Below are 21723 nucleotides of genomic sequence, written 5' to 3'. Positions count from 1 at the left end.
TCCTTCCCCCGACAACCGCTTTCCGGACGCGCTGCCAGAGGCAGCGATGCCCGTCTGTCACTTGCCGAAGAACCCGGAAATATCGAAATGCAGGTCCATCAGCGCGCCACTGGCCAGCTTCACCGTGACCACATCGTAATGCGGCGGGCCGGTGATCCGCCCGCGGGACTGGAAGACCGCGCCCGGATGATGTTCGCGGATCCAGTCAAGTTCCGCCGCCTCGCCTGCGCCGGTGCTCACCGCACCCGCGATGACGATGGATTTCTTGAGGGTCAGACCGTCGCCACCGGAGTAGCGGATCGGCGATGCGGTGGCGGCTGGCGCGGTCTCCTGTGCCGATACAGGCCCGGCCATGGCCGTGAATCCGGTCGCGGCAAGCACGGCGAGCAGCCAGGAAGGTGGGAACGGACTACGCATCGGGATTCCTTGCACGTTTGCGGCGCCGGCACGGCGCGGATCGGAGGTACGCATTGTCGACCAGGCAGCGGCGCGGCGCATCGGCACAGGCTAGCATCCACCCTGCCCGCCTTCCGCACCGGACCGACGCACGTCCGCCGCCATCGGCGCATTCCACGCCGGCGGTCACGCTTTCGGCCACGCGACATAACGGATCGCGGCCGCCTGCTGGTGATCCGCGGCCTGTGCGGCGATCGATGCGACACAGGCCAGGAAGAGCGTGGTCTTCGACTACGACGATGAAAGCGATGGCAACCGAATCCCGTTCTATCCGATCCGGGCGTAGGCCATCACCCATGCGCACTGGGTCGAGGGCGGCGCGCTGCAACGTCGACCCAGCCGGCTGCGGCCAGAGTTGCAGCGCGCGTCCGCCTCCAGGTCGTCCTGCGCCGCCTGGGGTTGCAACCGCACCTGCGGCCTTGAGCCGTCGGTGGCGCCAGCATGTTGCTGTGAGCGCACGCACTCCGACAATCGTTGCTCGTGGTTGCAGGAAAACGCAGCGTTCCAGATCCCTTGCGTATATGTAACCGTTTACGCCTTCCGCCAGCTAAATAGCACCGGATCGCCTCAGAAGCCATTCATCGCGCCGATCTATAACTAGGCGCAGGCCAACTACATCGTTGGTAGTCCAAGCAAGGTAACCGACATGAAACTCTCCCCACGCCAACAGACACTCTGGTCCGTTGCGCTAGGCGCCGCGCTTGCGCTTGGAATGGGTTCGGCCGCCACCGCGCAGGATCGCGGTGGTCGCGACCGCGACAACAAGGAGCAGCAGGACGAGAACAAGGCCAAGGCCGACCAGCGTCGCCAGCAGGCCCAGCAGAACACTGCGCGCCAGGAGCAGGCCCAACAGGCACAGCGTCGGCAGCAACAGCAACGCGCCGAAGCCCAGCATCAACAAAGCGCACGCCAGGGTGCCCAGCGCCAGCAGGCAGAAGCGCGCCAGAACGCTCAGCGCCAGCAGCAGGAACGCAACGCCAGCGTCCAACGCCAGCAGGCCGAAACCCGGCAGAACGCTGCGCGCCAGCAACAGGCCCAGCGCCAGCAGCAACAGCAACGCGCCAATGCCCAACGCCAGCAGGCAGAAGCGCGCCAGAATGCCCAGCGTCAGCAGCAGGAACGCTTGAACAACCAACGCGAACAGGCCCAGCGCCAGCAGGCCCAGCGTCAAGGCGCGCGTCAACAGAACGAGCGCCGTAACGAGGACCAACAGCGTGCCTTGCGCCAGCAAGCCGAAGCTCGCCAGAACGCGCAACGCGCGCAAACCCAGCGCGAGCAAACCCAGCGCGAGCAACAGCATCGCCAGCAGGCGCAACGCCAGGGCGAACGCGTCCGCAGCGGCGACCCGCGCCAGCAGGCCGCGCGCAACGCCGAGCTGCTCCGCCAGCAACGCCAGGCACAGGGACAGCCCGCACGGGTCACCGGTGGCAACCAGGCCGGTCGCCGTGACGCCAGGCGTGACGATGAACGTCGCAACGAACAGAATCGCCTGAGCCGCGATCAACAGGAACGTCGCATCCGCGAGGAACGCCAGCGCGCCGAACGCTATCGCCTGGACCGCCAGCGCAGCGACCGCCGCGAGCAGGAACAGCGCTATGCCCGCCAGCTGCAGCAGCAACGTCGTAATTCGCAGTACCGCTACCAGCAGCAGTACTACAACCGCCTGCGCGAGCAGCAGCAGCGCTTCAGCGCGCGCAACTACAACTATTACAACGACCCGTACTACTACACACCGGCCAGCTACCGCTACAACTACGGCGGCCGCTACTACCAGACCAACCGCTACGGCCGCGACCTGATGAACCAGGCCGTGAACTACGGCTACCAGGAAGGCCTGCGCGCCGGCCGCGCCGACCGCGAGGACGGCTGGCGCAGCGACTACCGCAACAGCTATGCCTATGAAGATGCCAACTACGGCTACAACGGCTATTACCTGGAACAGGACCAGTACAACTACTACTTCCGCCAGGGCTTCCAGCGCGGCTACGAGGATGGCTACTACAGCCGATACCGTTACGGCAACCGTGGCAGCGACGGCAATTACACGATACTGGCCGGCGTGCTGGGCCTGATCCTGGGGCTGCAATTACTCGATTGATCCACGCAATGGCTTGAAACGAAACGCCCGGCGATGCCGGGCGTTTTTTATATCGGTCGAAAGGCATCGCGCCCAAGGGGCGCTCCTACAATCCTGCTGGAGCGGACCTTGGCCGCGATGCTCTTTTACGCGACCCGACGAAAGGCATCGCGCCCAAGGGGTACGCCTACGGAGTCAGCGTTGCGCCGAAGCGAAGAACATCAGGTACACCAGCCTTCCGTTCTCCAGGGTGTCGCCGAAATTCTCGCCGGCGGTATGCCACAGCCACGGACGCAGCAACAGCAGGCGGTTGAAGCGCATCGGCACGCGCTGGGTCAATTCCCACTTCGTATCGTCGAGGCTGTCGCGGTCGAGGATCTCATCGACCATGCCCTTGGCCGACGCGAATCCCAAAGTCGCGGCTTCCGCATCGCTGTAAGGCGCGCGATCCGTGTTGGTCGGCAGGTGGCGGAAGAACTCGGTGCCGCCGCGGCAATCCTCGGGCCTGCTCAGGTAAAGGATGCCGGACCAGTGCGCGGCATCGACATGGACCTTGGCCTGGCCCTGGTCCGCGGCCAGGGTGATGCGGCTCTTGGCGTGCGCCTGCGGAGGCGGCATGGCTTGCAGCGGCTCGCCGACCAGGCGCGAGCATTGCTGGGCCAGGCCGTCGATGTCGATGCGCTCGACCGAATTGCGCCCCGGGAACATCCCCGCCTGCGGCGGATAGGTCAGGCGCAGCGCTGCTTCGCGCAGCGCGTGGGCGTTGTCGAGGAAGTCGTCGACGACGATCATTGAAGTAGGCATGGATGCCAGCCTAATCTTTCATCGCGCCTTTCTTCAACCAAAGCAACCAAAACGCGAGTCCCGCTCAACGCAACTGGCTGTCCTTGCTGCCGCGGCGGTTGTAGCCGCTATGGGCGCCGTCTTCCTCGTCGTGCGCCTGCTGGCAGGCCACGCACAGTTTCACCCCGGGCACCGCCTTGCGCCTCGCCTCGGGGATCGGCGCATCGCATTCTTCGCAACGCTCAAGGCCGGGCCCTTGCGGCAATTGGCTGCGCGCACGCTTGATCCCGTCCTTCACCGTCGCGTCGATCTGGTCCTGCACGGCGCCATCGCCGGCCCATCCGGTTGCCATGTCGGCCTCCCGTTCTGTGTCCGAGGTGGGGCGAGGATAACCCCCGCCAGAGTCGATGACATGGGGGCGGCACATGCCGATTCCACGTCCTCTGGTCCGTCGTCCGGCTCGGCGGTGTCGGCGGGCCTGCCCGATTCCGCTGCCGACAATCCGCGCAAAGCCATTGCGGCGATGATGCGGACGGAGAAGCTGGACGTCGGGATCGCGCACCGCGTCGCCATGTGAATCCGCCTTCCCAGGCAGGTCGGCAGGCACGAAGGTCTAGACTCCGGACCGACATTCCCGCTGCTGGTGCGGAGGCCTGCGGATGATCGTCTGGGTACTTGTTGCGGCCCTGGCACTGCCCGTCCCCGTGGCGGTACCGGAAGCCGTGCCGCCAACGCCCGGGCAGGGCATGGCGGTGCCGCCGCCGCTGCAGGCGCAACTGCAGGCGGAAGTGATCGACCCGGCCCGCGGCGACCTGGACCGGCTGCAGCGGCTGGTGCGGTTCATGGACGATGGCGAACGCGGCCTGGGCCTGCAATACCGGGAAGACGCCACCCGCACCGTGGCCGAGGCCTATCTCGACCGGCAAGCCAACTGCGTCACCTACACCCTGGTGTTCCTCGCCCTGGCGCGCCTCGCCGGGCTGGAGGCGTACCCGCAGGAAATCGAGGAAATCCTGTCTTGGCAGCAGCTCGGCGACATCGTCTACCGCAGCAATCATGTCAACGTGCGCGTGCACGTCGGCAGGCGGCACTATCTGGTGGACGTGGGCGGCGATTCCGTGATCGCCCGCCGTCCAGCCAAACGGATCTCGATGCAGCGTGCGCTGGCCCAGTACTACAACAACCGCGCGGTCGTGTTGCTGTCCGAACAGCGGATGCCTGCCGCACTGGCCCACGCCGCCATCGCCCTGGAACTGGATCCGGACTATCCCACCACCTGGAGCAACACCGGCGTGCTGCGCCTGCGCAGCGGGGACAGGAGCGGCGCCGAACGCGCCTACCTCACTGCGTTGAGGCTTGACCCGGACAATGCCTCGGCGTTGTTCAACCTGGTCGGCCTGTACCAACGCAGCGGCGACCGCGGACGCGAGGCGCTGCTGCGCAAGCGGTTGGAGAAAGTGGAGCAAAAGGATCCTTTCCACCATTTCCTGCTGGCAGTGGAATACGAGAAACGGGGCGATGGCGCGCACGCGGTGGAGCGCTATCTGCGTGCTATCCGGTTGCATGACGGTGAACACCGGTTCTATTCGGGACTGGCTCGTGCGTATTTGCTCGACGGCGACCCGCGTCGCGCCCGTAAAGCGCTGGAGCGCGCGCTTTCGCTGGCCAGGGACGGGGATTCCCGCGCGTCCTACCAGGCCAGGCTGGAACAGCTGCGGGCTTCGCCGTGAAAGCCGCCCACGACGGTCAACGCAGCGCCCAGGTGGCGAGGAATTCGTAGTCGTTCCTGCCCGGCTGGCTGCGTACCAACGAGAAATCCTGAACCTGCCAGCGCACCGGCTCGATGGCTTGCGGGATCAGCACCCGGCTGTCGTACAGCACGGTGACGTGCGGAACGAAATCGCGCTTCAGGTAGCGCCCCAACCCCACCGCCATCAACTGGTTGCCAAGCTCGCGCCACAGGCCGTGGATCGGCGGGCGCTCTTCCGGGCATAGCAGTACGCAAGGATGCCGGTCGTTGCGGGTCGAGAAGCTGGAAGCGCTGGCCAGGGTCATTCCGAATCCGGCATGGGCCACCCGCGATGCCGCGACGCAAGCCTTGTCGATGATGTCGCCGCGCTCGATCGCGTGTTCGCCCAGGTAATGCAGGGTCGCGTGCAGGCGATTGGACTTGATCGGCTGGCCGACCAGCGAATGCTCCACGCGCAGGGCGTCGCTCCCGACGGCGATGGCTTCGCAGGCAGCGGGGGGCGGGAATACGCCAAGGAACAGGCTGCCGGTTTCCGGCACCGCCTCCATGCCCATGAGCGATCCCTGCATCGGCAGGGGCGAGCCACGGCGAACGCTCACCCGCGGTTTCCGCCCCTGCAGGACCCCGGCGGCAAGGCACTTCGCGTATTGGAATCCACTATATCCATCTCCATGACCGTGCTTCGACGAGAGCACACGCTAACGCATGCGCGACGCACGGGCAAAATTCCGGCGCCTGCGCACGGCACCAGCATGGCGGCATGTTGCGCTGCCTCTATCGACTATCCAGTATCGCAACGGTTTAACCTGTGCGTCATCAAGCTGACACTTCTTTCCTGCTGGAGCATGGCCATGGAACCGAGCGTGCATCCGTTTTCGCAGCTGTTCGCCCAGTTGGGACTGGCCGACGACAATGCCGGCATCCAGGTCTTCATCGCCACGCATTCGCCCCTGCCCGATGGCATGCGCCTGGAAGACGCGCCGTTCTGGTCGCCGGCGCAGGCACAGCTGCTGCGAGAGGAACGCCAGGACGATGCCGACTGGGCGATGGTGGTGGACCGCCTGAACGTGGCCCTGCATGCCGCGCCCCGCTGACACAGGCATGGATCTGTCCGCTTGCCCGGCAAAATCCGCGCACCGTTGGCGTGCGCTGCAATTCCTGGCCCTGCTCGCGTTGCTGGCCGGCTGTGCCACGCAACAGCGGGTGCAGGCACCACCGCGCAGCCCCGCCGAAGTACGCGCGCAACTGGTGCGGCTACTGCCCAGGGACACCGCGGATCGCGAAGGCTGGGCGACCGATATCCAGTCCGCCTTTCAGCTGCTCGACATTCCTCCCAGCAGCGAGAACCTGTGCGCCGCACTGGCGGTGGCCGCGCAGGAATCCGGTTTCAAGGCCGATCCCGAAGTACCGGGCCTGGGCCGGATCGCGCGCGGCGAGATCGATCGCCGTGCCGCGCAGCATCACCTGCCGAAACTGCTGGTCAGCGCCGCGCTGCAGCTGCCCTCGCCTGGCGGCAAGAGCTACCAGCAGCGGCTGCAGTCGGTGCGCACCGAGCGCGAACTGAGCCGCCTGTACGAGGACTTCATCGGCAGGGTGCCGCTGGGCAGGCGCCTGCTCAGCGGCGCCAATCCGGTGCGCACCGGCGGCCCGATGCAGGTCGGCATCGCCTTCGCCGAACAGCACGCCAGCGCGCATCCGTATCCGTATGCGACCGATGCCTCGATCCGCCACGAAGTGTTCACCCGTCGTGGCGGACTCTATTTCGGCATCGCCCATCTGCTCGACTACCCCAATTCCTACCAACGGCACCTGTATCGCTTCGCCGACTTCAACGCGGGCTGGTACGCCAGCCGCAATGCCGCGTTCCAGGCCGCGGTGACCGCGGCATCCGGGGTCCCGCTTGCCCTCGATGGCGACCTGATCCTGCATGGCAGCGACAAGGTCGGCGCGACCGAAGCGGCGGTGCGTTCGCTGGGTTCCCGGTTGGACATGAGCGACGCCGCGATCCGGCGTGCGCTGGAGCAGGGCGACCGCTTCGGATTCGAGGACACTGCTGTATACGCGCGCGTGTTCGCCCTCGCCGAACGCAATGGACAGCCACTGCCTCGCGCAGTGCTGCCGCGCATCACCCTGCAAAGCCCGAAGATCACCCGCAAGCTCACCACCGAATGGTTCGCCACGCGAGTGGAACAACGCTACCGTCGTTGCGAGGATGCCGCTTTCGAACGCTGAATAACGCTAAATGCGGCAATGTCCCGCAATCGCAGTCGGTCATGTGAAGGCAATCAAGGCCGGATCGGTTCCGGTTTCGCGTTGAAGGGGCTAATACCCCAGCGAAAACACCACGATGAAATCCATCCTGGCCCTGATCCTGTCGCTCGCCGGCCTGTGCTGGCACGCGGATGCGCTTGCGCTGTACTGCGGCGACGCCATCACCCGCGACACCACCCTGACTGCCGACCTTTCCTGCAGCGGCGGCGGCTATGCGCTGTACGTGGCGACATCCGGCGTGACCATCGACTTCAACGGCTACAGCGTGCGCGGCAACGCCTCGATGGACGGCATCCGCGTCGCCGACGCCAGCGACGTGACCTTGCTGTACGGCAACCTCAGCGGTTTCCGGGTCGGCGTCAACGCGAGTCGCGCCGATCGCCTGACCGTCAACGGCATGCTGTTGTGGAACCTGGGCTCGGCGGTGATCGCCAGCGACAGCCGCGCCGTCACCCTGGTCGGCAACACCGCCTACCTGCTCGAAAGCTGGGGCTTCTTCCTGCCCGCCTACGCCGGCAGCAGGTCCACGCTCGGCGGCCATGTCATCGCCGGCAACTGGCTCGAAGGCCCGCCCTCGCTGATCGGCGTGTGCGGTGCGGCCAATGGCGGCAGTCTGGTCCGCGGCAACGAGATGCATGGCGGTGGCGTGCTGCTCATGGACGGAGCCAGCGGCAACGAGATCTCGGGCAATGTCATGGAAGGCGGCCTGCCTCGCGGCTTCGGCATCCTCCTGTTCGGCAGCCGCGGCAACCTGGTCAGGGACAATGGCCTCCATCGCTACGAAAACGGCATCGCCCTGATCCCCGCCTACAACGGCAAGTGCGCGACCGGATCGCTGCCATTGCCGCAAGTCGACGACAACCGGATCCTCGACAACGACTTCAGCCTCGGCCAGACCGCGATCCTGCTGGGTCGCGGCAACAGCCGTCGCCCGCTGGTGTTCGGCAACCTCGTTTCCGGCAACAGCATCGCCGCCTTCGACCTCGGCCTGCACCTGCGCGCGGACAGTTTCGACAACGTGGCCACCGGCAACCTGTTCTTCAATACGGGACGCGCGGTGCGCGACGACGGAATCATGAACTCGGTCTCCAGCATGCAGTCGGTCCGTCGCGGTGGTTCGTCGCGGATATCGGCCAGACCGGCGGGCGGCATTCCGCCAGCTCCGCAAGCGCAGGGGCGCCACCTTGCGGGACCCGGCGCATCCGGGAAGGTGTCCGGCGGCAAAACCAAGCGTTCCACCGGCTATTTCCGCCCAATCCGCTGACGGGTTCTAGGTGCGCAAAGCGACGGAAGCGGGATAACCCCACCCGCTCTTGCGGGGATGGCACGGATCCACCCGTTGATCGCCGATGCGAAGACGGCCTCCGTGCCGCATGCCTCCCGCTCGTGCGCCAGCGCCAGAACGTCCCCATTTCCACCCGTGCTTGCGATAATGACGGCATGGATGACAAGAACCTGGTTCCCCTGGCCAACGTGATGGATCTGCTGCTGGATGCCATCTGCGTGGTCGATCGCGAGGGCCGCTATCTTTTCGTCAGCGCCGCGTTCGAACGCATCTTCGGCTACACGCCCGAGGAGGTCATCGGCCGGCCGATGATCGAACTGGTGCACCCTGCGGACCGCGAGCGGACCCTGGAGGTCGCCTCGCGGATCATCGCGGGCGAGCCCATGCCGTACTTCGAGAACCGCTACCTGCGCAAGGACGGCAAGATCGCCTACATCATGTGGTCGGCGCGCTGGTCCGAGGCCGACCAGGCGCGGATCGCGGTAGGACGCGACGTCACCGAACTCAAGCGCGCCCAGTTCGTGCAGGTCGCGCTGTTCGATATTTCCGAAGCCGCCAACAAGGCCGAGGACGTGCTGGCCCTGTGCCGCCGCGCCCACCAGATCATCGGCAGCCTGCTGCCGGCCAGCAATCTGTTCGTCGCCCTCTACGACGAAAGCCAGGACGAACTGTCGTTTCCCTATTTCGTCGATGAACACGACCCGCAACCGGCCCCGCGCAAGCTCGACTCGGGCACCCTCAGCGCCGAAGTCATCCGCAGCGGGCAGGCGTTGCTGCTGACCCCCGATTCGGACGTGTCCCTGCCCGCGCACGTCGCGACCGCGATCGGCAAGAACCCCATCGACTGGCTGGGCGTGCCGCTGAAGACTTCGCGGGGCGTGATCGGCGCGCTGGTGGTGCAGAGCTATACCGGCGAGGTGCGCTACACGGAACAGGACAAGGCCTTGCTCCAGTTCGTCTCGACCCAGGTCGCCGTGGCCATCGAGCGCAAGCAAGCCGAGGCCGCGCTGCAGCACATGGCCCGGCACGACCCGCTCACCGCCCTGCCCAATCGCGCGCTGGTACTGGATCGCCTGCGCACTTCGCTGGCCGGTGCCCGCCACGACGACCGGCAACTGGCGGTGTTGTTCATCGACCTGGACGATTTCAAGCAGGTCAACGACCGTTCCGGCCATCCCGCCGGCGACCAGCTGTTGCAGGAAGTCGCGGCGCGCATGCAGACCTGCGTGCGCGAAGCGGACACCGTGGGCCGCATGGGCGGCGACGAGTTCATGGTGATCCTGCACGACATCAGCCAGCCGGAGCAGGCCACGCTGGCCGCGGAGAAGATCCGCGCCGCCCTGGAACAGCCTTTCGAGTGGGACGGACGGCAGATCCGCATCTCGGCGAGCATCGGCGTGGCCACCTGCCCCGCCCACGGCCACGACGACCTGCAACTGGTGCATGGCGCCGACGAAGCGATGTACGCGGCCAAGCACGCCGGCGGCAACCGCTGGCTGCTGGCCACTGCGGGAGCGGCGTAAGCCGCGAAGAGTGGCGAACCAAGATTATATGGCGCGGGATTGCGGGGATTGCGGCTTACGCCCCGAAGGAAGTCCTCTTGGGGGACACCGCTCCCACACCGGCAAGAACTGCGGCCCCGAGTAGACCCTAGGCGTAAACGCTGACGATCGCCGCGTCGCGGTCCTTCATCTCGACGATGACCGTGGTGGGCACTCCCGTCACCTCATGCCTTGCCTCGGCCATCACGTCGGCGGCTTCCAGGGCATCGTCCCAGCGGGCGAACCAGCCCCGGCCTTCCATGCCGTGATAAAGCTCCCAACCGGTCATGGACGGCATGACCACGAAGAACTCGGCATCCATACGCTCGACCCCAAACCTGGAAAGGTTGCCCCCGGCCCAGCTGACCGCTTGCTCAAGGCGGTACCCTTTTCCTTGTGCTGAGCGACATTGCTTGTCAACGCACAGGCAGGCTTCCGGGGGCAGCGACAGATTGCCTGCCGTGGCGCCCGTCCACCATCAGCCGACTGCCCGCTGTGGGGTAGGAATTTTCCTACCCCGTGCCCCGGCCCCGGGGTTATGCGGAAGAAGAATCTTCGCAGCGCACCGCGAATGAAGCCGCCTGTTCCCGGCCGATCGAAATGACCGAGACGCGGCAAGCGCGTCCGTCCGTGCCCCGGTATTCGATCCCTTCGCCACTGTTGAGGACGGCGCGCTTGTTGGCTCCGCCTCCCAGGCTGCTGAGATGGACCTCGACCGCGGTTCGGCTGATATAACCGACACCCAGGGTGTTGTCGGCATCGAGCTGCATGCCGGAATTCTCGGTGAGGATGAAACTGTATGCGCCGGGCACCCCGGTCCTGGCTTCGGCCAACTGGCTTACTCTCGATATTTCCTCGCGCGCCAGGGCGATTACCCGGACCATGTCCTGGTTCTGTCCCTCGATCTTGGCCAGCGAACCCTTGATCTGCTGCAACTCGCCGCGATTCGCCGCCGGGATCGCGCTGCTGATCCCGCTCAGGCTCTTGCGCAAGGACTCGACCTCGGCCTTCTGCGACTCGGCCAGTTGCGCTACCCCGTCCTCCGCGCCCAGTTTCTTGAATTTCAACCAGGTCAATCCTTCGCTGAGCAGGAAACCGGCGATGCCCAGCACCGCCCATTTCAGGATTTCCTTGCTCCAGCCCCGGACCACACCGCCTTTCTTTCCCTTCGCTTCCTTCGGCGCGGCTTCGGCCGCCTCGACCTCCACCTTGTCCCGCGAAATTCGATCGCCCACGGCATTCCCCCTTGATTGGCACTGAGGCACTGATGAAAGAAGTAACGAACTCCCCGTTCGCCACCCCACTTTACCCGCTCGCGGTGGCCGCAGCGACGGTCGCCGGCAACCCGCGAAAAGCGCGTTCCCACGCGTGCGCTGCGAATGGAGCCACGGCGCATTGCCAACAACCCGCTAGTCACGGCTACGCGGATTCGATGCAACAGGTGTATAAGGCTTCAGTCGCCCTGGAGCATCCCTCATGAAGCCTCTGTTGAAACTCGCTGCCACCACCGTTGCCATCGTCGGCGCGCTCGCCCTGGCCGCGCCCTCGTTCGCCGCATTGAAGGCCGGCGACCCCGCGCCCGATTTCAGCGCGCCCGCTTATCTCGCCGGCGAGCCGTTCACGTTCAAGTTGTCCGACGCCTTGAAGAAGGGCCCGGTGGTGGTCTATTTCTTCCCCGCCGCCCACACCCCCGGCTGCAACCTGGAGGCGCACCTGTTCTCCGTGGCCATCGACAAGTTCAAGGCGCAGCACGCGACCGTGATCGGCATCACCGCCGGCAATACCGACGAACTCGCCGATTTCTCGAAGGAAACCGAGCATTGCGGCGGCAAGTTCGCGGTCGCCGCCGATACCGACGCGAAGATCGCCAGGGAATACGACGCCCTGCTGGTGATGAAACCCGGCTGGTCCGATCGCACGTCCTACGTGATCTCGCCAGCGGGAACCATCGCCCACGCATACTCCGACCTGAATCCCAACAAGCACGTCAGCGAGACGCTCGAGGCGGTAAAGGAACTCGGGAAATAACCGGCGCCGCTTGAACCGGAATCATGAGCCGGCACCCGCGACACGGACTTCACCCGCATCGCGTGTGCCGCGCCCGGGTCAGGCGGGCCCGGCCAGCAACGTCGCGATTTCCGCGCCCAGGCGCAGGTCGTCGAGCAAACCGAACAACTGGCGGCGCAGGTTGCCGCGGCGATCAATCAGGCACAGGGTAGGCGTGCCCTGCATGGCGTAGGCGTGCATGGTCAGCGGCAATGGGTGCCGTTCCGGATCTCCTTCGCGATAGGCATCGACGCCGACCGGGTAAGCGATCCGGTTCTCGTGCAGGTAGACCGCCAGCGCTTCCGGGCCCATCGCGTGGTGGTGTTCGAACACCGTGTGCAGGCCGACCACCGCAAGGTCGGTGCCGGCGAATGCCGCGGCGACCTTCAGGCTCTGCGGCACCGCATGCTGCACGCAACCGGGGCACAGCATCTGGAACGCATGCAGGAACACCACGCGCCCGCGCAACGAAGCCAGGGTCAAATCTTGATCTGCGTTGAACCAGCGCGAAATCGACCAGTCAGGGGCGGGTTGCGGGGCCATGACGTCATCACTTATCGGGATCCGGGGTCAGGATATCCGAATCCTCCGCGCACACCGCCGCAGTGCATTAAGCGAAAACCGGCCAGGCTCAATCGCCTGGCAAGTACTTCAACCCGATACCTCGCGCACCGCCCGTACCGCTTGTTCCACTTGTTCCGGCGTATTCATCAGGCTGGGCGCGAGCCGCGCATAAGTGATGGCATAGGGACTGGTGCTGGCGATGATGTTGCGCGCCAGCAACTGCTTGACCACGTCGGCCGGCTTGAAGCCATCCACCTCGAAGCAGACCAGCCCGGCGGAAAGATCGCCGGACTTCGGCGTGTGGATCTTCACCCGCTTGTTTTCCGCCAGCCCGGCCTTGCACTGGTCGTTGAGGCTGCGGATGCGCGCGGCCACGCGTTCCTTGCCCATCTGCTGATGCATGCGGAACGCGGCGGCAGTCGCCCACTGGTGGTCGTAGGCGACGAAACCGCCCGGACTCATGCGGTTGGCATTGTTTGGCGAGGTCAATGGCGACCGCTGTTCCCACGCCGTGTACTGGTCCAGGTCGCTGAAGCTGGGAACCAGCGGCCGCAGCCGTGCCCAGTTGTCGGCGCTGGCCCATACCAGCCCGGTGCCACGCGGGGCGAACATCCATTTGTGCGTACCCGCGCAGAAATAGTCGGCACCCATGGTCGCGACCGTCTCATCGGTGCAACCCAGGCCATGCACGCCATCCACCACCAGTAAGACCGGCGCGCCGCTGCGCGCGCGCAACGCGGCGGAGATCTCGCGGATCGGCAGGCGGATGCCGCTGGCCGAATGCACCCAGGTCAGACCGACCACGCGGGTCTTCGGGCCGATGCCGGCCAGCAACGTCGCGATAAGCGAATCGGTGCTGGCGCTGGCCGCCTCGGCGAACAGCGGGATCATGCGCATGCTCGCGCCCGCGCGTTCGGTGGCCAGGCGGATGGATTCGTGGTGCGAGTAGTGGTCGTGGGTGGTGCACAGCACTTCTTCGCCCGGCTTGAGCGGTAGGCCGTGGTAGACCAGGGCCAGGCCGGTGGTGGTGTTGGGGGTCAGGCATACGTCCTCGGCACGGCCACCCAGGTATGCGGCGATCTCGGTCTGCACCTGCAGCGGCACGTTGTGCTCATCCTCCTCGAACAATCCACGCTCGACCACCAGGAAGGGATTGGCGTCGATCGCGCGGCGATAGCCTTCGATCGCCTCACGCACCGGCGCCGGGTGGCTGGCGATGAAGAAGCTGGCGAAGTGCAGGTAGGCCGGGTCCAGCACGAACTGCGCGCGCACCTTGTCCCAGTCGGACAGATCGGGCGGCGCCGGGGTTTCCGCAGCCAGCGCGGACAGCAATCCGGTAGGAAGCAGCGCAGTGGCGGTCAGCGCCGCCGGCGTGGTGAGGAAGCTGCGTCGGCTCAGGCCCATGTCGTTTCTCCCGGGTTGGACCGGGAGGGTCCATTCGGGATTTCCAACGCACCGGGATGCCAGCAACGGACATCGCACGATGCCCCCTCGTCCTGCGGGATTCACGGCAGTCGCAGGGGCGGCGTAAGCCGCGAAAGCCGTAGCTCGTGCATCGACCCAGGTGAGCCAGCACCAGATCCATCGGGATTCTTTTCGCGGCTTACGCCGCTCCTACGGCTGCCGCAGCACGCTTCAACCCCCGCTTCTCGAACCAGTGGTCGGCGTACGGGTTGTCGTTGTAACGGGCGATTTCGCGGTAGCCGTTGCGGACATACAGCGCATGGGCTTCCTTCAAGCTGCGGTTGGTGTCCAGTTGCAACGTGGTCAGGCCCATGCCCACGGCGTGCCGTTCCAGCGCATCGAGCAGGCGCTGGGCGATGCCGAGGCCGCGTGCGTCGGGCGCGACCCACATGCGCTTGATCTCGCCCAGCCTGCGTCCCGTCACCTTCAGCCCACCACAACCCACCGGGCGTCCATCCAGGTACGCGAGCAGGAACAGTCCGGACGGCGGCACCAGTTCCTCGGGATTGGCCGACACGCTGCGTGCGGGATCGAATCCCGATTCGAAACGCTGTTCCAGTTCGCGCAGATACGCCTCGATGCACAGGCGGGCATCGACGCTGGCGGGATCGGCGGGTTCGATCGCCACCGCCGCCGCGCGCATCAGCCGCTCCACCTCCGTCATCGCCGCGACCATGCGCTCGCGCTGCGCCGCGCCCAGCGACGCCAGCAACGAAGTCGCGAAATCCTGCGAACGGCGATCGAGCGCGGCGAACTCGCGCAACCCCTTCCGCGTCAGCACCGCCCGCCGCACCCGGCCATCGCCGGCGGCGCGCTGCGAATCCACCAGTCCCTGCGCCTCCAGCGAACGCAGCATCCGGCTGAGGTATCCCGAGTCCAGCGACAGTCGTTGGCGCAGGTCGCGCAGGTCCGCGCCACTCCTGCCGATCTCGAACAACAACCGCGATTCGCCCAACGGGCGGCCGCGGCTGAGGTAGTCGTCCGACAGCACCCCGATCCGCTGGGTGACGGCCCGGTTGAAGCTGCGGACTCGCTCGATCTGGGTCTCGTCCATTTTCCTGACTTTAGTCAGGTAAATGGGCACTGTCAACGCAGGACCACCTGTCCTGCATGACGGAAAAACCGTGGACAAGACGCGCGCCAGCAGGATGAACAGGCATTCCCGGCATCGCCGCTGCCGTTGGTCGGCAACCGCGGAATCGCACCCTGGGCCCTGTCCGACCGGTCTTCAGCGGGGCGTTGGAACCATAGCCTGCCCAGGCCACCGGCCTCCCGCACGCGCCCTGTCCTCCATGCCATGGAAATCATCATGAAACTATCGCCGCAAGCGCCGGGGAACCACCTGCTCCCCCACCACCTCCCGCGCCGCTGGCCGTTGGCCAGCGCCCTGTTGCTGCTGTTGCCTGGTTCCGCGTTCGCGGATTCGGTGACCGACTGGAGCGCCTTCGCCGACCAGGTCATCGCCGGCGCCGGCGCGCCACCGCAGCAGTTCCGCGTGCTGGCGATGACCCAGATCGCCGTGCACGATGCGCTGAACAGCATCGACCGGCGTTACCGCACCTACACCATCCTCGGTGCGGTGAATCCGAATGCATCGCCGGATGCCGCGGTCGCGCGCGCCGCCGCCGACGTGCTGCGCGCGGCCATTCCCAGCCAGGCCGCAGCGATCGACGCCCAATACGCACTGTCCCTCGCCGCCTTGCCGGCGTGTCCGGTGGCCGCCCCGAACTGCATCGACCAGGGCATCGCCGCCGGCGCGGCGGCGTCCGCGGCGATCCTGCAACTGCGCCAGGGCGACGGCTCAGCGACCCCGCACCTGCCCTATACGCTCGCGCCCGGTCCCGGCGTCTACCAGCCCACATTGCCGACACCGCCGCCACCGGCGCCCTATCCGCAGTTCGCCGGCTGGGCCAATCTCAGGCCCTTCGCGATCGTCAACCGGCGCCAGTTCGTCGCTCCGCCGGCGCCGGAACTCAGGCTCAGGAGCCGGGCGTACGCCGACGAGTACAACGAGGTGAAGTCGATGGGATCGTTCGCCGTGCGCAACGCCGCACCCGACTCCGAGGAAAGCCGCGTGGCCCGCTATTTCCCCGCCGGCGGCGCCAACCTCAACGCGATCGCCCGCGCCGCCGTGGCCGGGAAACCACTCGACCGCTGGCAGCACGCGCGCCTGTTCGCGATGATCAACATGGCGGTCAACGACGCGCTGATCACCACCTTCTACGCCAAGTACCACTATACCTTCTGGCGCCCGTACACCGCGATCCGCTGGGCCGATGACGGCAACCCGCTGACCCAGCCCGACCCGGCCTGGACCAGCTACATCACCACCCCGCCCTACCCGGACTACCCCTGCGGCCTGCCGACCACGATGGGCGCCGGCGCGCAGGTGCTGCGTTCGTACTTCGGCACCGACCGGTTGCCCTATACCCTCACCGCCGGCGGCATCACCCGCACCTACACGCGCCTGTCCGACGCCGAATCCGACTCAGTCGATGCACGCGTCTACGGCGGCATCCACTTCCGCTTCGGCTGCGAGGCCGGCGTCGTGCAGAGCCGCAAGGTGGGCAAGTGGGTGTATCTGACGCAACTGCGGCCGAAGAAGAGCCACTGGTAATCGCGGACGCGAAGCGCTGCATTCTGCAGGAGCGGTTTGTAGGAGCGGCGCAAGCCGCGAAAGCATCCCACCGCGGAATTGGCTGCTGGCCAACCCTGCAGATTGATGCGCCGGGTTGCTTTTTTCGCGGCTTGCGCCGCTCCTACAACTGCGTTGCTACGCCGTGACTTGGATGTGCCCCAGCATGAAATCGATCGCCGCGCGGACCGCCGCCACTTGCGCGTCGTTGCATTGTTCGGGAGTGGCGCGGGGGCTGTCGGGATAGACCTCGGTGGTGGTCGTGTAACGGGCGTTGGTGACGCCTGCGCACAGGCCGAGTTTCTTCAGCGAGTACTCGATGACACCGGCGGAGACCACGGTCGAACCGATGATCTGGCCATGCGCATCGGCCGGGGCGATGTGGGTGACCTTGGCCACCGCCTCGATCACCGCCCGCTGGAATTCGGGTTGCCGGTTCTCGGTATCGTCGACCAGGTAGAAACCGTCGGGGATCTCGCCCGGCTCGTAGGCCACGCCGTCGCGTGCGGCCAGCGCGGGACGGAATTCCGATTCGTCGGTGTCGGTGGTTTCGTGCAGGTCGATATGCATGCCCACGCGATCGCGCAGCGGCGCGACCAGGCGCATCAGTGCGGCCGATTCCTGCGCGGGGCTGCTGTCGCGGAACGAGCGGTTGGGATCGATGGCGTCTGCGTTCCAGCGGTTGATGCGTTCGTAGGCCCACGGGCTGACGCAAGGCGCGACGAGGAGATTGGCCCGGCCCGCGTAGTCCGCCGCATGCTTTTCGATGAACTGCAGCGCGCCGTGCACGCCGCTGGTTTCGTAGCCGTGCACACCGCCGGTGACCAATGCGCAGGGAAGCGCATCGTTCCAGTCGCGGCTCCTGATCGCGAACAGCGGGTAGCTGTCGGGCGCGTAGTCGAGACGTCCGTACTCGACCACGTCGAAGCACGAACGCAGGCCGTCGATGGCACGCAGCACGTCGGCTTCATAGCTGCGCTGGCGGGTCTGGCGCGACCGCCATTCGGCCACCTCCGCCGGTCCCCATGGTTGACCGGGGATGCCGATCGGATAGAACGCATCAGTCGTCATTGCATCGCTCGCTTTGCCGCAGCGTCAGGGGAAGGCGGAGAATTTTAGCATCGCGGTCCAGTCTGGCCGCCTGACCGGTCTGATCGGCGCATGCGGCGAGCATGAGCCCATCCGGGTTCGGCGACGGGACCGGCTCATTCCATCCGCTTTTGCGCTTTTGCGCTTTTGCGCTTTTGCCTGCTCACCGCAGCAATGCCGTCGATTCGGCGTATTGAACTTATCGCGCGCCGATGCCCGCGCCAATTCATCCTGCGCAAACTGCCGGCAACCCGTCCGCCATGGCGACTGTGGAAGGTTCCGATCACGCGTGCCGGATCAAGTACGAAGAACAGGACCAGGGTGAACCGCATTTTTACTTACCCATATCCAGGCGCTTGCCCGGCACAGCCAGAAAACAACATGAACCGTCATTTCGCCGGAATTATGCGGAAATAACATCGTGTTCAGTGGGAAAAGCGCACTATGCGCGCACTTCCCGCTCACCCTCCACGCCACCGCACTCGCCGTGGCGCACACGCGCCTTCGCGCCAAGCCGAGGGGAAGTTCCGATCCTGGCAATCCTACCGTCCCGGATACGTTGCCCTTACGCCGGCCAGCAAGTCGCTCGCCCACGGCGAATCGAAAAAAGGAGATTCCATGCCACTCAAGGCCACCAGTACCCGCAGTACCCCTTCCCCGCGGACCAGGCGCAGCAGCCAAGGCAAAGACCCGGGCCTGAACATCACCAGCCAGAGCATCGCCTCGGACCTTGTCGCCTTCCGTAAACAAGGCGGCCGTATCGAAGTCCTGGGCAATACGCCGCTGCGCGCGAATGTCGCCGCCTTCAGCTCCAAGGCAAATACCCAGCACAAGGCCGCCCCGCGCGAGACCACTCCCAAGTCCGTGGCCCGAGGCTGACCTGGCAACCGGGCCGACGAGAAAAAGCCCCGCGATGCGGGGCTTTTTCCTTCGCGTCCATTGGACTGTCGAAACTCCTGCGGGAACCGGAAACGGATAGCCGGAAATAGAGAGCCGCGATCAGACCAGCGGCCCACCGCTTCCGCAGGGAGGACGGAAGTTATCGCGCCCTACGCAAACTGCGCTGGAACAACTCGACCGTGCGCTTCCACGCTTCGCGCGCGGCGGCCTCGTCGTAGCGCGGCGTGGTGTCGTTGTTGAAGCCGTGCTGCGTGCCCGCTGGCTGGTAGGAGGCGTAACGCACGCCGGCCCGCTTCAACGCCGCCTCGTACGCGGGCCAGGCGGCGTTGATGCGCTCGTCGTTCGCGGCCAGCACCACCAGCATTTCGGCCTTGATCTTCGGCACGTCCTCGAGCGGCGGCGGGCTGCCGTAGAACGGCGCGGCCGCGCGCAGTTCCGGCAACTGCGTGGCGAGGAAATTGGCGATGCCGCCGCCATAGCAGAAGCCCACCGCGCCCAGGCGGCCATTGCCGCCTTCGATGCCCTGCAGCATCCGCGCCGCGGCGATGAAGTCCTGCCGCGTCTTCGCCTGGTCGAGCCTGGCGAATTCGGCGCGCGCCTTGTCCTCGTCGCCGGGATAGCCGCCCAGCGGGAACAGCGCATCCGGGGCGAAGGCGATGAAGCCCTCCAGCGCGAAGCGCCGGGTCACGTCCTCGATATGCGGGTTGAGACCGCGGTTCTCGTGCGCGACCAGCACCACCGGCAACGGTCCCCGCGCATGCGCGGGCCGCACCAGGTAGCCGCGGGCGCGACCATAGCCTTCGGGCGATGCGAATTCCAGGTACTTCGCCAGCAGGCGCTTGTCGTCCGGCTTCACCTGCTGCGCGGCGGCGAACTGCGGCGCCAGCGCCGCCAGCAACCCGGCCGCGGTGCTCGCGCCGACCGCGAAGCGCGCGGCACCGCTGAGGAATCCGCGACGGTCGATCAGCCCATGCACGTACTGGTCGAACAGGCGCAGCACTTCCGGATCGAAATCGTCGGCGGTCTTGCGGGGAGGAGTCGTCATGGGAGCCTCGGATGCGCCTGGTTGCGCGAACCATACCCCTTGCCGCAAGCCCCACGCCAGCGGCCCTCCCCTCTCCCTTTACGGGAGAGGGGCCGCTCCGCGCAGCGAAGCAGAGCCTGCCCCCGCGAAGGCGGGGGGAGAGGGCCGGATTCCAGGGAATATCCTCAGCAACCCAAGCCAGCGATTTCTTCACGCCAACTGAGCAGGCAGTAGCGAACATATCGCCACTGTCGATTCCCACCCACCCAGGAGGCTCAACATGACCCGCAAGCACGCCCTTTCCACGACCGCCCTCGCCCTGTTGCTCAGCGGCCCGCTTTGCGCGCAGGAAACCACGGCGCCGGCGATGACGCCCGAGATGCAGGCGATGATGGAGGCCTACCAGAAAGCCGGCACGCCCGGCGCCGAACACAAGCAACTGGCCGCGATGGCCGGCACCTACGACCTCACGGTCAAGGCCTGGCACACACCCGGCGCCGCGCCCACCACCGACACCGGCACCGCCACGCGCAAGACGATCCTCGGCGATCGGGTCATGGTCGAGGAGGTGTCTTCGCAGATGATGGGCCAGCCCTACACCGGCCAGGGCCTGCACGGCTTCGACAACGTCACCGGCAAGTACTGGGCGACGTGGAGCGACAGCATGAGCACCGGCCTGATGGTCAGCGAAGGCAGCTGCGACGCCGACATGGCCTGCACCTACACCGGCAGCTACCACGATCCGGTCAGCAAGCAGCCGCAGGCCACGCGCATGACCACGCGTTGGACCGACAAGAACACCGAAGTCTTCGAGATGTACGCGCCCGGCCCCGACGGCAAGGAAGCCAAAATGATGGAGATCACCTACAAGAAGCGCACACAGTAACGCGGCCATAGGGCGGGCCCCGGCCCGCCGAATGCAATCTTCGCTCCCGCATGCGGCGGGCTTGAGCCCGCCCTATGGGTTCTGTTTTTCCAACGCCTCCTCCAACGCCGCTTGCGCCAGCGGCGCCATGACCGCGTAACCGGCGGGTGTCGGGTGCACACCGTCGGCGGCCAGGCGGGCGTCGAGGCCGCCTTCGGCATTGGACATCGCCGCGTGATAGTCGAGCCAGGTCGCATCGTGCGTCCGCGCGTAGTCGCGGAGCCACGCATTCAAGGCCCGCACCTTCGCTGCGGGCCGCACGCCCGGACGCCATGGATAGTCGGTCACCGGCAGCACCGACGACAGCACCACGCGGATGCCGTGGGCCTGCGCCAGTTCGGTCATCGAACGCAGGTTGTCCTCGATCATCGCCAGCGTCGCGTAACCGGTGTTGCCCGCCAGGTCGTTGGTTCCGGCCAGGATCACCACCGCTGCCGGATCCAGTTCGATGACGTCCTGGCGGAAGCGCACCAGCATCTGCGCCGTGGTCTGTCCGCTGATGCCGCGATTGACGTACGGCTTGTCCGGGAAGAACGGCACCCCGTCCGCGCCCCAGCCTTCGGTGATCGAGTCGCCGTAGAACACCACGCGCCGTTCGCCCGCCAGTGGCGGCGGCAACGCTGCGTTGTCCTTGCGGTAGCGCCCCAGCCGCGCCCAATCGGCCAACAGATTCTGCAGCGACGCCAGGTCCTGCGAGGTCAACGACGTGGGCGCCGCGATGTAGCGCGGGTCGATCGCTTCGGGTGCTACCCCATCGGGTGCCGGCGACCGGGACTGCTGGCGCCCCGCTTTCGCCGAAGCGGCGAGCGCCAGGGCGATCGTGGCGGCAAGAACAAGTCGGGCTGCGAGTCGCATGCATCGGTCTCCAAAGCCGGTTCTGGCCGCACACAGTCTCACAGCCGGAATTTGAACG

The 21723-nt window shown here is 66.3% G+C and carries 25 protein-coding genes; 11 read left to right on the top strand and 14 right to left on the bottom strand.

Annotated elements, in window-relative coordinates:
• Window positions 1–57 precede the first annotated feature (57 nt).
• A complete protein-coding gene (locus CSC74_RS01925) occupies window positions 58–417 on the bottom strand; it encodes a hypothetical protein (RefSeq protein WP_162312731.1) in 360 nt (119 codons plus the stop codon).
• A gap of 727 nt (window positions 418–1144) precedes the next feature.
• Window positions 1145–1627 carry a hypothetical protein gene (locus CSC74_RS01920; protein WP_162312730.1) on the bottom strand — a complete coding sequence of 161 codons (483 nt, stop codon included), beginning with the start codon at window positions 1625–1627 and terminating at the stop codon, window positions 1145–1147.
• Between CSC74_RS01920 and CSC74_RS01915 the strand changes: the two genes are divergently transcribed.
• Complete coding sequence (locus CSC74_RS01915; protein WP_162312729.1) at window positions 1580–2554, top strand: hypothetical protein; 975 nt, start codon at window positions 1580–1582, stop codon at window positions 2552–2554. The two genes, CSC74_RS01920 and CSC74_RS01915, sit on opposite strands and share 48 nt — an antisense overlap.
• 174 nt (window positions 2555–2728) lie before the next feature.
• On the opposite strand, the gene CSC74_RS01910 is transcribed toward CSC74_RS01915, so the two are convergent.
• On the bottom strand, window positions 2729–3337 hold the full coding sequence (locus CSC74_RS01910) for a DUF6445 family protein (RefSeq protein WP_162312728.1): 609 nt from the start codon (window positions 3335–3337) through the stop codon (window positions 2729–2731).
• 64 nt (window positions 3338–3401) lie between these two features.
• On the bottom strand, window positions 3402–3668 hold the full coding sequence (locus CSC74_RS01905) for a DksA/TraR family C4-type zinc finger protein (protein ID WP_162312727.1): 267 nt from the start codon (window positions 3666–3668) through the stop codon (window positions 3402–3404).
• Between the two features lie 60 nt (window positions 3669–3728).
• On the opposite strand from CSC74_RS01905, the gene CSC74_RS01900 reads away from it, so the two are divergent.
• Together CSC74_RS01900 and CSC74_RS01895 are read left to right on the top strand one after the other, a co-directional pair.
• The gene (locus tag CSC74_RS01900; RefSeq protein WP_162312726.1) at window positions 3729–3893 is read left to right on the top strand and encodes a hypothetical protein; all 165 of its coding nucleotides are present in this window, start codon (window positions 3729–3731) and stop codon (window positions 3891–3893) included.
• 82 nt (window positions 3894–3975) lie between these two features.
• Window positions 3976–5046: a tetratricopeptide repeat protein gene (locus CSC74_RS01895; RefSeq protein WP_162312725.1), complete on the top strand. Its 1071-nt coding sequence runs from the start codon at window positions 3976–3978 to the stop codon at window positions 5044–5046.
• Between the two features lie 16 nt (window positions 5047–5062).
• Here CSC74_RS01895 and CSC74_RS01890 read toward each other — a convergent pair whose 3' ends face one another.
• Window positions 5063–5665, bottom strand: coding sequence for a 2'-5' RNA ligase family protein (locus CSC74_RS01890; RefSeq protein ID WP_162312724.1), 603 nt, complete (start codon window positions 5663–5665; stop codon window positions 5063–5065).
• A gap of 252 nt (window positions 5666–5917) precedes the next feature.
• Between CSC74_RS01890 and CSC74_RS01885 the strand changes: the two genes are divergently transcribed.
• From CSC74_RS01885 to CSC74_RS01870, 4 genes are all read left to right on the top strand, one after another.
• The gene (locus tag CSC74_RS01885; RefSeq protein ID WP_162312723.1) at window positions 5918–6160 is read left to right on the top strand and encodes a DUF2789 domain-containing protein; all 243 of its coding nucleotides are present in this window, start codon (window positions 5918–5920) and stop codon (window positions 6158–6160) included.
• A 7-nt stretch (window positions 6161–6167) separates the two neighbouring features.
• Entirely contained in the window at window positions 6168–7298 is a 1131-nt protein-coding gene (locus CSC74_RS01880) for a DUF1615 domain-containing protein (protein ID WP_170865770.1), read from the top strand.
• A gap of 115 nt (window positions 7299–7413) precedes the next feature.
• Entirely contained in the window at window positions 7414–8601 is a 1188-nt protein-coding gene (locus CSC74_RS01875) for a right-handed parallel beta-helix repeat-containing protein (protein ID WP_162312721.1), read from the top strand.
• A gap of 176 nt (window positions 8602–8777) precedes the next feature.
• A complete protein-coding gene (locus tag CSC74_RS01870; protein WP_170865769.1) occupies window positions 8778–10145 on the top strand; it encodes a sensor domain-containing diguanylate cyclase in 1368 nt (455 codons plus the stop codon).
• A gap of 127 nt (window positions 10146–10272) precedes the next feature.
• On the opposite strand, the gene CSC74_RS01865 is transcribed toward CSC74_RS01870, so the two are convergent.
• Both CSC74_RS01865 and CSC74_RS01860 read right to left on the bottom strand, forming a co-directional pair.
• The gene (locus tag CSC74_RS01865) at window positions 10273–10485 is read right to left on the bottom strand and encodes a hypothetical protein (RefSeq protein WP_162312720.1); all 213 of its coding nucleotides are present in this window, start codon (window positions 10483–10485) and stop codon (window positions 10273–10275) included.
• Between the two features lie 214 nt (window positions 10486–10699).
• The gene (locus CSC74_RS01860; RefSeq protein ID WP_162312719.1) at window positions 10700–11398 is read right to left on the bottom strand and encodes a hypothetical protein; all 699 of its coding nucleotides are present in this window, start codon (window positions 11396–11398) and stop codon (window positions 10700–10702) included.
• 241 nt (window positions 11399–11639) lie between these two features.
• Between CSC74_RS01860 and CSC74_RS01855 the strand changes: the two genes are divergently transcribed.
• The gene (locus CSC74_RS01855; RefSeq protein WP_162312718.1) at window positions 11640–12191 is read left to right on the top strand and encodes a peroxiredoxin; all 552 of its coding nucleotides are present in this window, start codon (window positions 11640–11642) and stop codon (window positions 12189–12191) included.
• 78 nt (window positions 12192–12269) lie between these two features.
• On the opposite strand, the gene CSC74_RS01850 is transcribed toward CSC74_RS01855, so the two are convergent.
• The 3 genes from CSC74_RS01850 to CSC74_RS01840 all read right to left on the bottom strand — a co-directional run bounded on the left by CSC74_RS01850 (window position 12270) and on the right by CSC74_RS01840 (window position 15291).
• Window positions 12270–12752 carry a thioredoxin domain-containing protein gene (locus tag CSC74_RS01850; RefSeq protein WP_162312717.1) on the bottom strand — a complete coding sequence of 161 codons (483 nt, stop codon included), beginning with the start codon at window positions 12750–12752 and terminating at the stop codon, window positions 12270–12272.
• A gap of 108 nt (window positions 12753–12860) precedes the next feature.
• Window positions 12861–14177, bottom strand: a complete 1317-nt coding sequence (locus CSC74_RS01845) for an aminotransferase class V-fold PLP-dependent enzyme (protein WP_162312716.1) — start codon at window positions 14175–14177, stop codon at window positions 12861–12863.
• 199 nt (window positions 14178–14376) lie between these two features.
• A complete protein-coding gene (locus CSC74_RS01840; protein ID WP_162312715.1) occupies window positions 14377–15291 on the bottom strand; it encodes a bifunctional helix-turn-helix transcriptional regulator/GNAT family N-acetyltransferase in 915 nt (304 codons plus the stop codon).
• 255 nt (window positions 15292–15546) lie between these two features.
• Between CSC74_RS01840 and CSC74_RS01835 the strand changes: the two genes are divergently transcribed.
• Window positions 15547–16854 carry a vanadium-dependent haloperoxidase gene (locus tag CSC74_RS01835; protein WP_162312714.1) on the top strand — a complete coding sequence of 436 codons (1308 nt, stop codon included), beginning with the start codon at window positions 15547–15549 and terminating at the stop codon, window positions 16852–16854.
• A 156-nt stretch (window positions 16855–17010) separates the two neighbouring features.
• Here CSC74_RS01835 and CSC74_RS01830 read toward each other — a convergent pair whose 3' ends face one another.
• Both CSC74_RS01830 and CSC74_RS01825 read right to left on the bottom strand, forming a co-directional pair.
• Complete coding sequence (locus CSC74_RS01830) at window positions 17011–17943, bottom strand: M14 family metallopeptidase (RefSeq protein ID WP_162312713.1); 933 nt, start codon at window positions 17941–17943, stop codon at window positions 17011–17013.
• Between the two features lie 134 nt (window positions 17944–18077).
• Window positions 18078–18293, bottom strand: coding sequence for a hypothetical protein (locus CSC74_RS01825; RefSeq protein WP_162312712.1), 216 nt, complete (start codon window positions 18291–18293; stop codon window positions 18078–18080).
• Between the two features lie 286 nt (window positions 18294–18579).
• Here CSC74_RS01825 and CSC74_RS01820 point away from each other — a divergent pair, with 286 nt between their 5' ends.
• Window positions 18580–18840, top strand: a complete 261-nt coding sequence (locus CSC74_RS01820) for a hypothetical protein (RefSeq protein ID WP_162312390.1) — start codon at window positions 18580–18582, stop codon at window positions 18838–18840.
• Window positions 18841–19000: 160 nt separating this feature from the next.
• Here CSC74_RS01820 and CSC74_RS01815 read toward each other — a convergent pair whose 3' ends face one another.
• Complete coding sequence (locus CSC74_RS01815; RefSeq protein WP_162312711.1) at window positions 19001–19906, bottom strand: dienelactone hydrolase family protein; 906 nt, start codon at window positions 19904–19906, stop codon at window positions 19001–19003.
• A 259-nt stretch (window positions 19907–20165) separates the two neighbouring features.
• Here CSC74_RS01815 and CSC74_RS01810 point away from each other — a divergent pair, with 259 nt between their 5' ends.
• Window positions 20166–20771 carry a DUF1579 domain-containing protein gene (locus CSC74_RS01810; RefSeq protein ID WP_162312710.1) on the top strand — a complete coding sequence of 202 codons (606 nt, stop codon included), beginning with the start codon at window positions 20166–20168 and terminating at the stop codon, window positions 20769–20771.
• Window positions 20772–20843: 72 nt separating this feature from the next.
• On the opposite strand, the gene CSC74_RS01805 is transcribed toward CSC74_RS01810, so the two are convergent.
• Window positions 20844–21665 (bottom strand): SGNH/GDSL hydrolase family protein, encoded by an 822-nt coding sequence (locus CSC74_RS01805; RefSeq protein ID WP_162312709.1) that lies wholly within the window; start codon window positions 21663–21665, stop codon window positions 20844–20846.
• Between the last annotated feature and the right edge of the window lie 58 nt (window positions 21666–21723).

Source organism: Pseudoxanthomonas yeongjuensis (assembly GCF_010093345.1).
Taxonomy (GTDB): domain Bacteria; phylum Pseudomonadota; class Gammaproteobacteria; order Xanthomonadales; family Xanthomonadaceae; genus Pseudoxanthomonas_A; species Pseudoxanthomonas_A yeongjuensis.
The sequence above is the reverse complement of the archived record's forward strand: the minus strand, read 5'-3'. Positions and strand labels throughout refer to the sequence as shown.

Bases quoted from the DNA above. Each gene is read 5' to 3' on its own strand.
- CSC74_RS01925 (WP_162312731.1), bottom strand. From the start codon at position 417: ATGCGTAGTCCGTTCCCACCTTCCTGGCTGCTCGCCGTGCTTGCCGCG.
- CSC74_RS01910 (WP_162312728.1), bottom strand. From the start codon at position 3,337: ATGCCTACTTCAATGATCGTCGTCGACGACTTCCTCGACAACGCCCAC.
- CSC74_RS01905 (WP_162312727.1), bottom strand. From the start codon at position 3,668: ATGGCAACCGGATGGGCCGGCGATGGCGCCGTGCAGGACCAGATCGAC.
- CSC74_RS01900 (WP_162312726.1), top strand. From the start codon at position 3,729: ATGGGGGCGGCACATGCCGATTCCACGTCCTCTGGTCCGTCGTCCGGC.
- CSC74_RS01895 (WP_162312725.1), top strand. From the start codon at position 3,976: ATGATCGTCTGGGTACTTGTTGCGGCCCTGGCACTGCCCGTCCCCGTG.
- CSC74_RS01885 (WP_162312723.1), top strand. From the start codon at position 5,918: ATGGAACCGAGCGTGCATCCGTTTTCGCAGCTGTTCGCCCAGTTGGGA.
- CSC74_RS01880 (WP_170865770.1), top strand. From the start codon at position 6,168: ATGGATCTGTCCGCTTGCCCGGCAAAATCCGCGCACCGTTGGCGTGCG.
- CSC74_RS01875 (WP_162312721.1), top strand. From the start codon at position 7,414: ATGAAATCCATCCTGGCCCTGATCCTGTCGCTCGCCGGCCTGTGCTGG.
- CSC74_RS01870 (WP_170865769.1), top strand. From the start codon at position 8,778: ATGGATGACAAGAACCTGGTTCCCCTGGCCAACGTGATGGATCTGCTG.
- CSC74_RS01865 (WP_162312720.1), bottom strand. From the start codon at position 10,485: ATGGATGCCGAGTTCTTCGTGGTCATGCCGTCCATGACCGGTTGGGAG.
- CSC74_RS01855 (WP_162312718.1), top strand. From the start codon at position 11,640: ATGAAGCCTCTGTTGAAACTCGCTGCCACCACCGTTGCCATCGTCGGC.
- CSC74_RS01850 (WP_162312717.1), bottom strand. From the start codon at position 12,752: ATGGCCCCGCAACCCGCCCCTGACTGGTCGATTTCGCGCTGGTTCAAC.
- CSC74_RS01845 (WP_162312716.1), bottom strand. From the start codon at position 14,177: ATGGGCCTGAGCCGACGCAGCTTCCTCACCACGCCGGCGGCGCTGACC.
- CSC74_RS01840 (WP_162312715.1), bottom strand. From the start codon at position 15,291: ATGGACGAGACCCAGATCGAGCGAGTCCGCAGCTTCAACCGGGCCGTC.
- CSC74_RS01835 (WP_162312714.1), top strand. From the start codon at position 15,547: ATGAAACTATCGCCGCAAGCGCCGGGGAACCACCTGCTCCCCCACCAC.
- CSC74_RS01830 (WP_162312713.1), bottom strand. From the start codon at position 17,943: ATGACGACTGATGCGTTCTATCCGATCGGCATCCCCGGTCAACCATGG.
- CSC74_RS01825 (WP_162312712.1), bottom strand. From the start codon at position 18,293: ATGCGGTTCACCCTGGTCCTGTTCTTCGTACTTGATCCGGCACGCGTG.
- CSC74_RS01820 (WP_162312390.1), top strand. From the start codon at position 18,580: ATGCCACTCAAGGCCACCAGTACCCGCAGTACCCCTTCCCCGCGGACC.
- CSC74_RS01815 (WP_162312711.1), bottom strand. From the start codon at position 19,906: ATGACGACTCCTCCCCGCAAGACCGCCGACGATTTCGATCCGGAAGTG.
- CSC74_RS01810 (WP_162312710.1), top strand. From the start codon at position 20,166: ATGACCCGCAAGCACGCCCTTTCCACGACCGCCCTCGCCCTGTTGCTC.
- CSC74_RS01805 (WP_162312709.1), bottom strand. From the start codon at position 21,665: ATGCGACTCGCAGCCCGACTTGTTCTTGCCGCCACGATCGCCCTGGCG.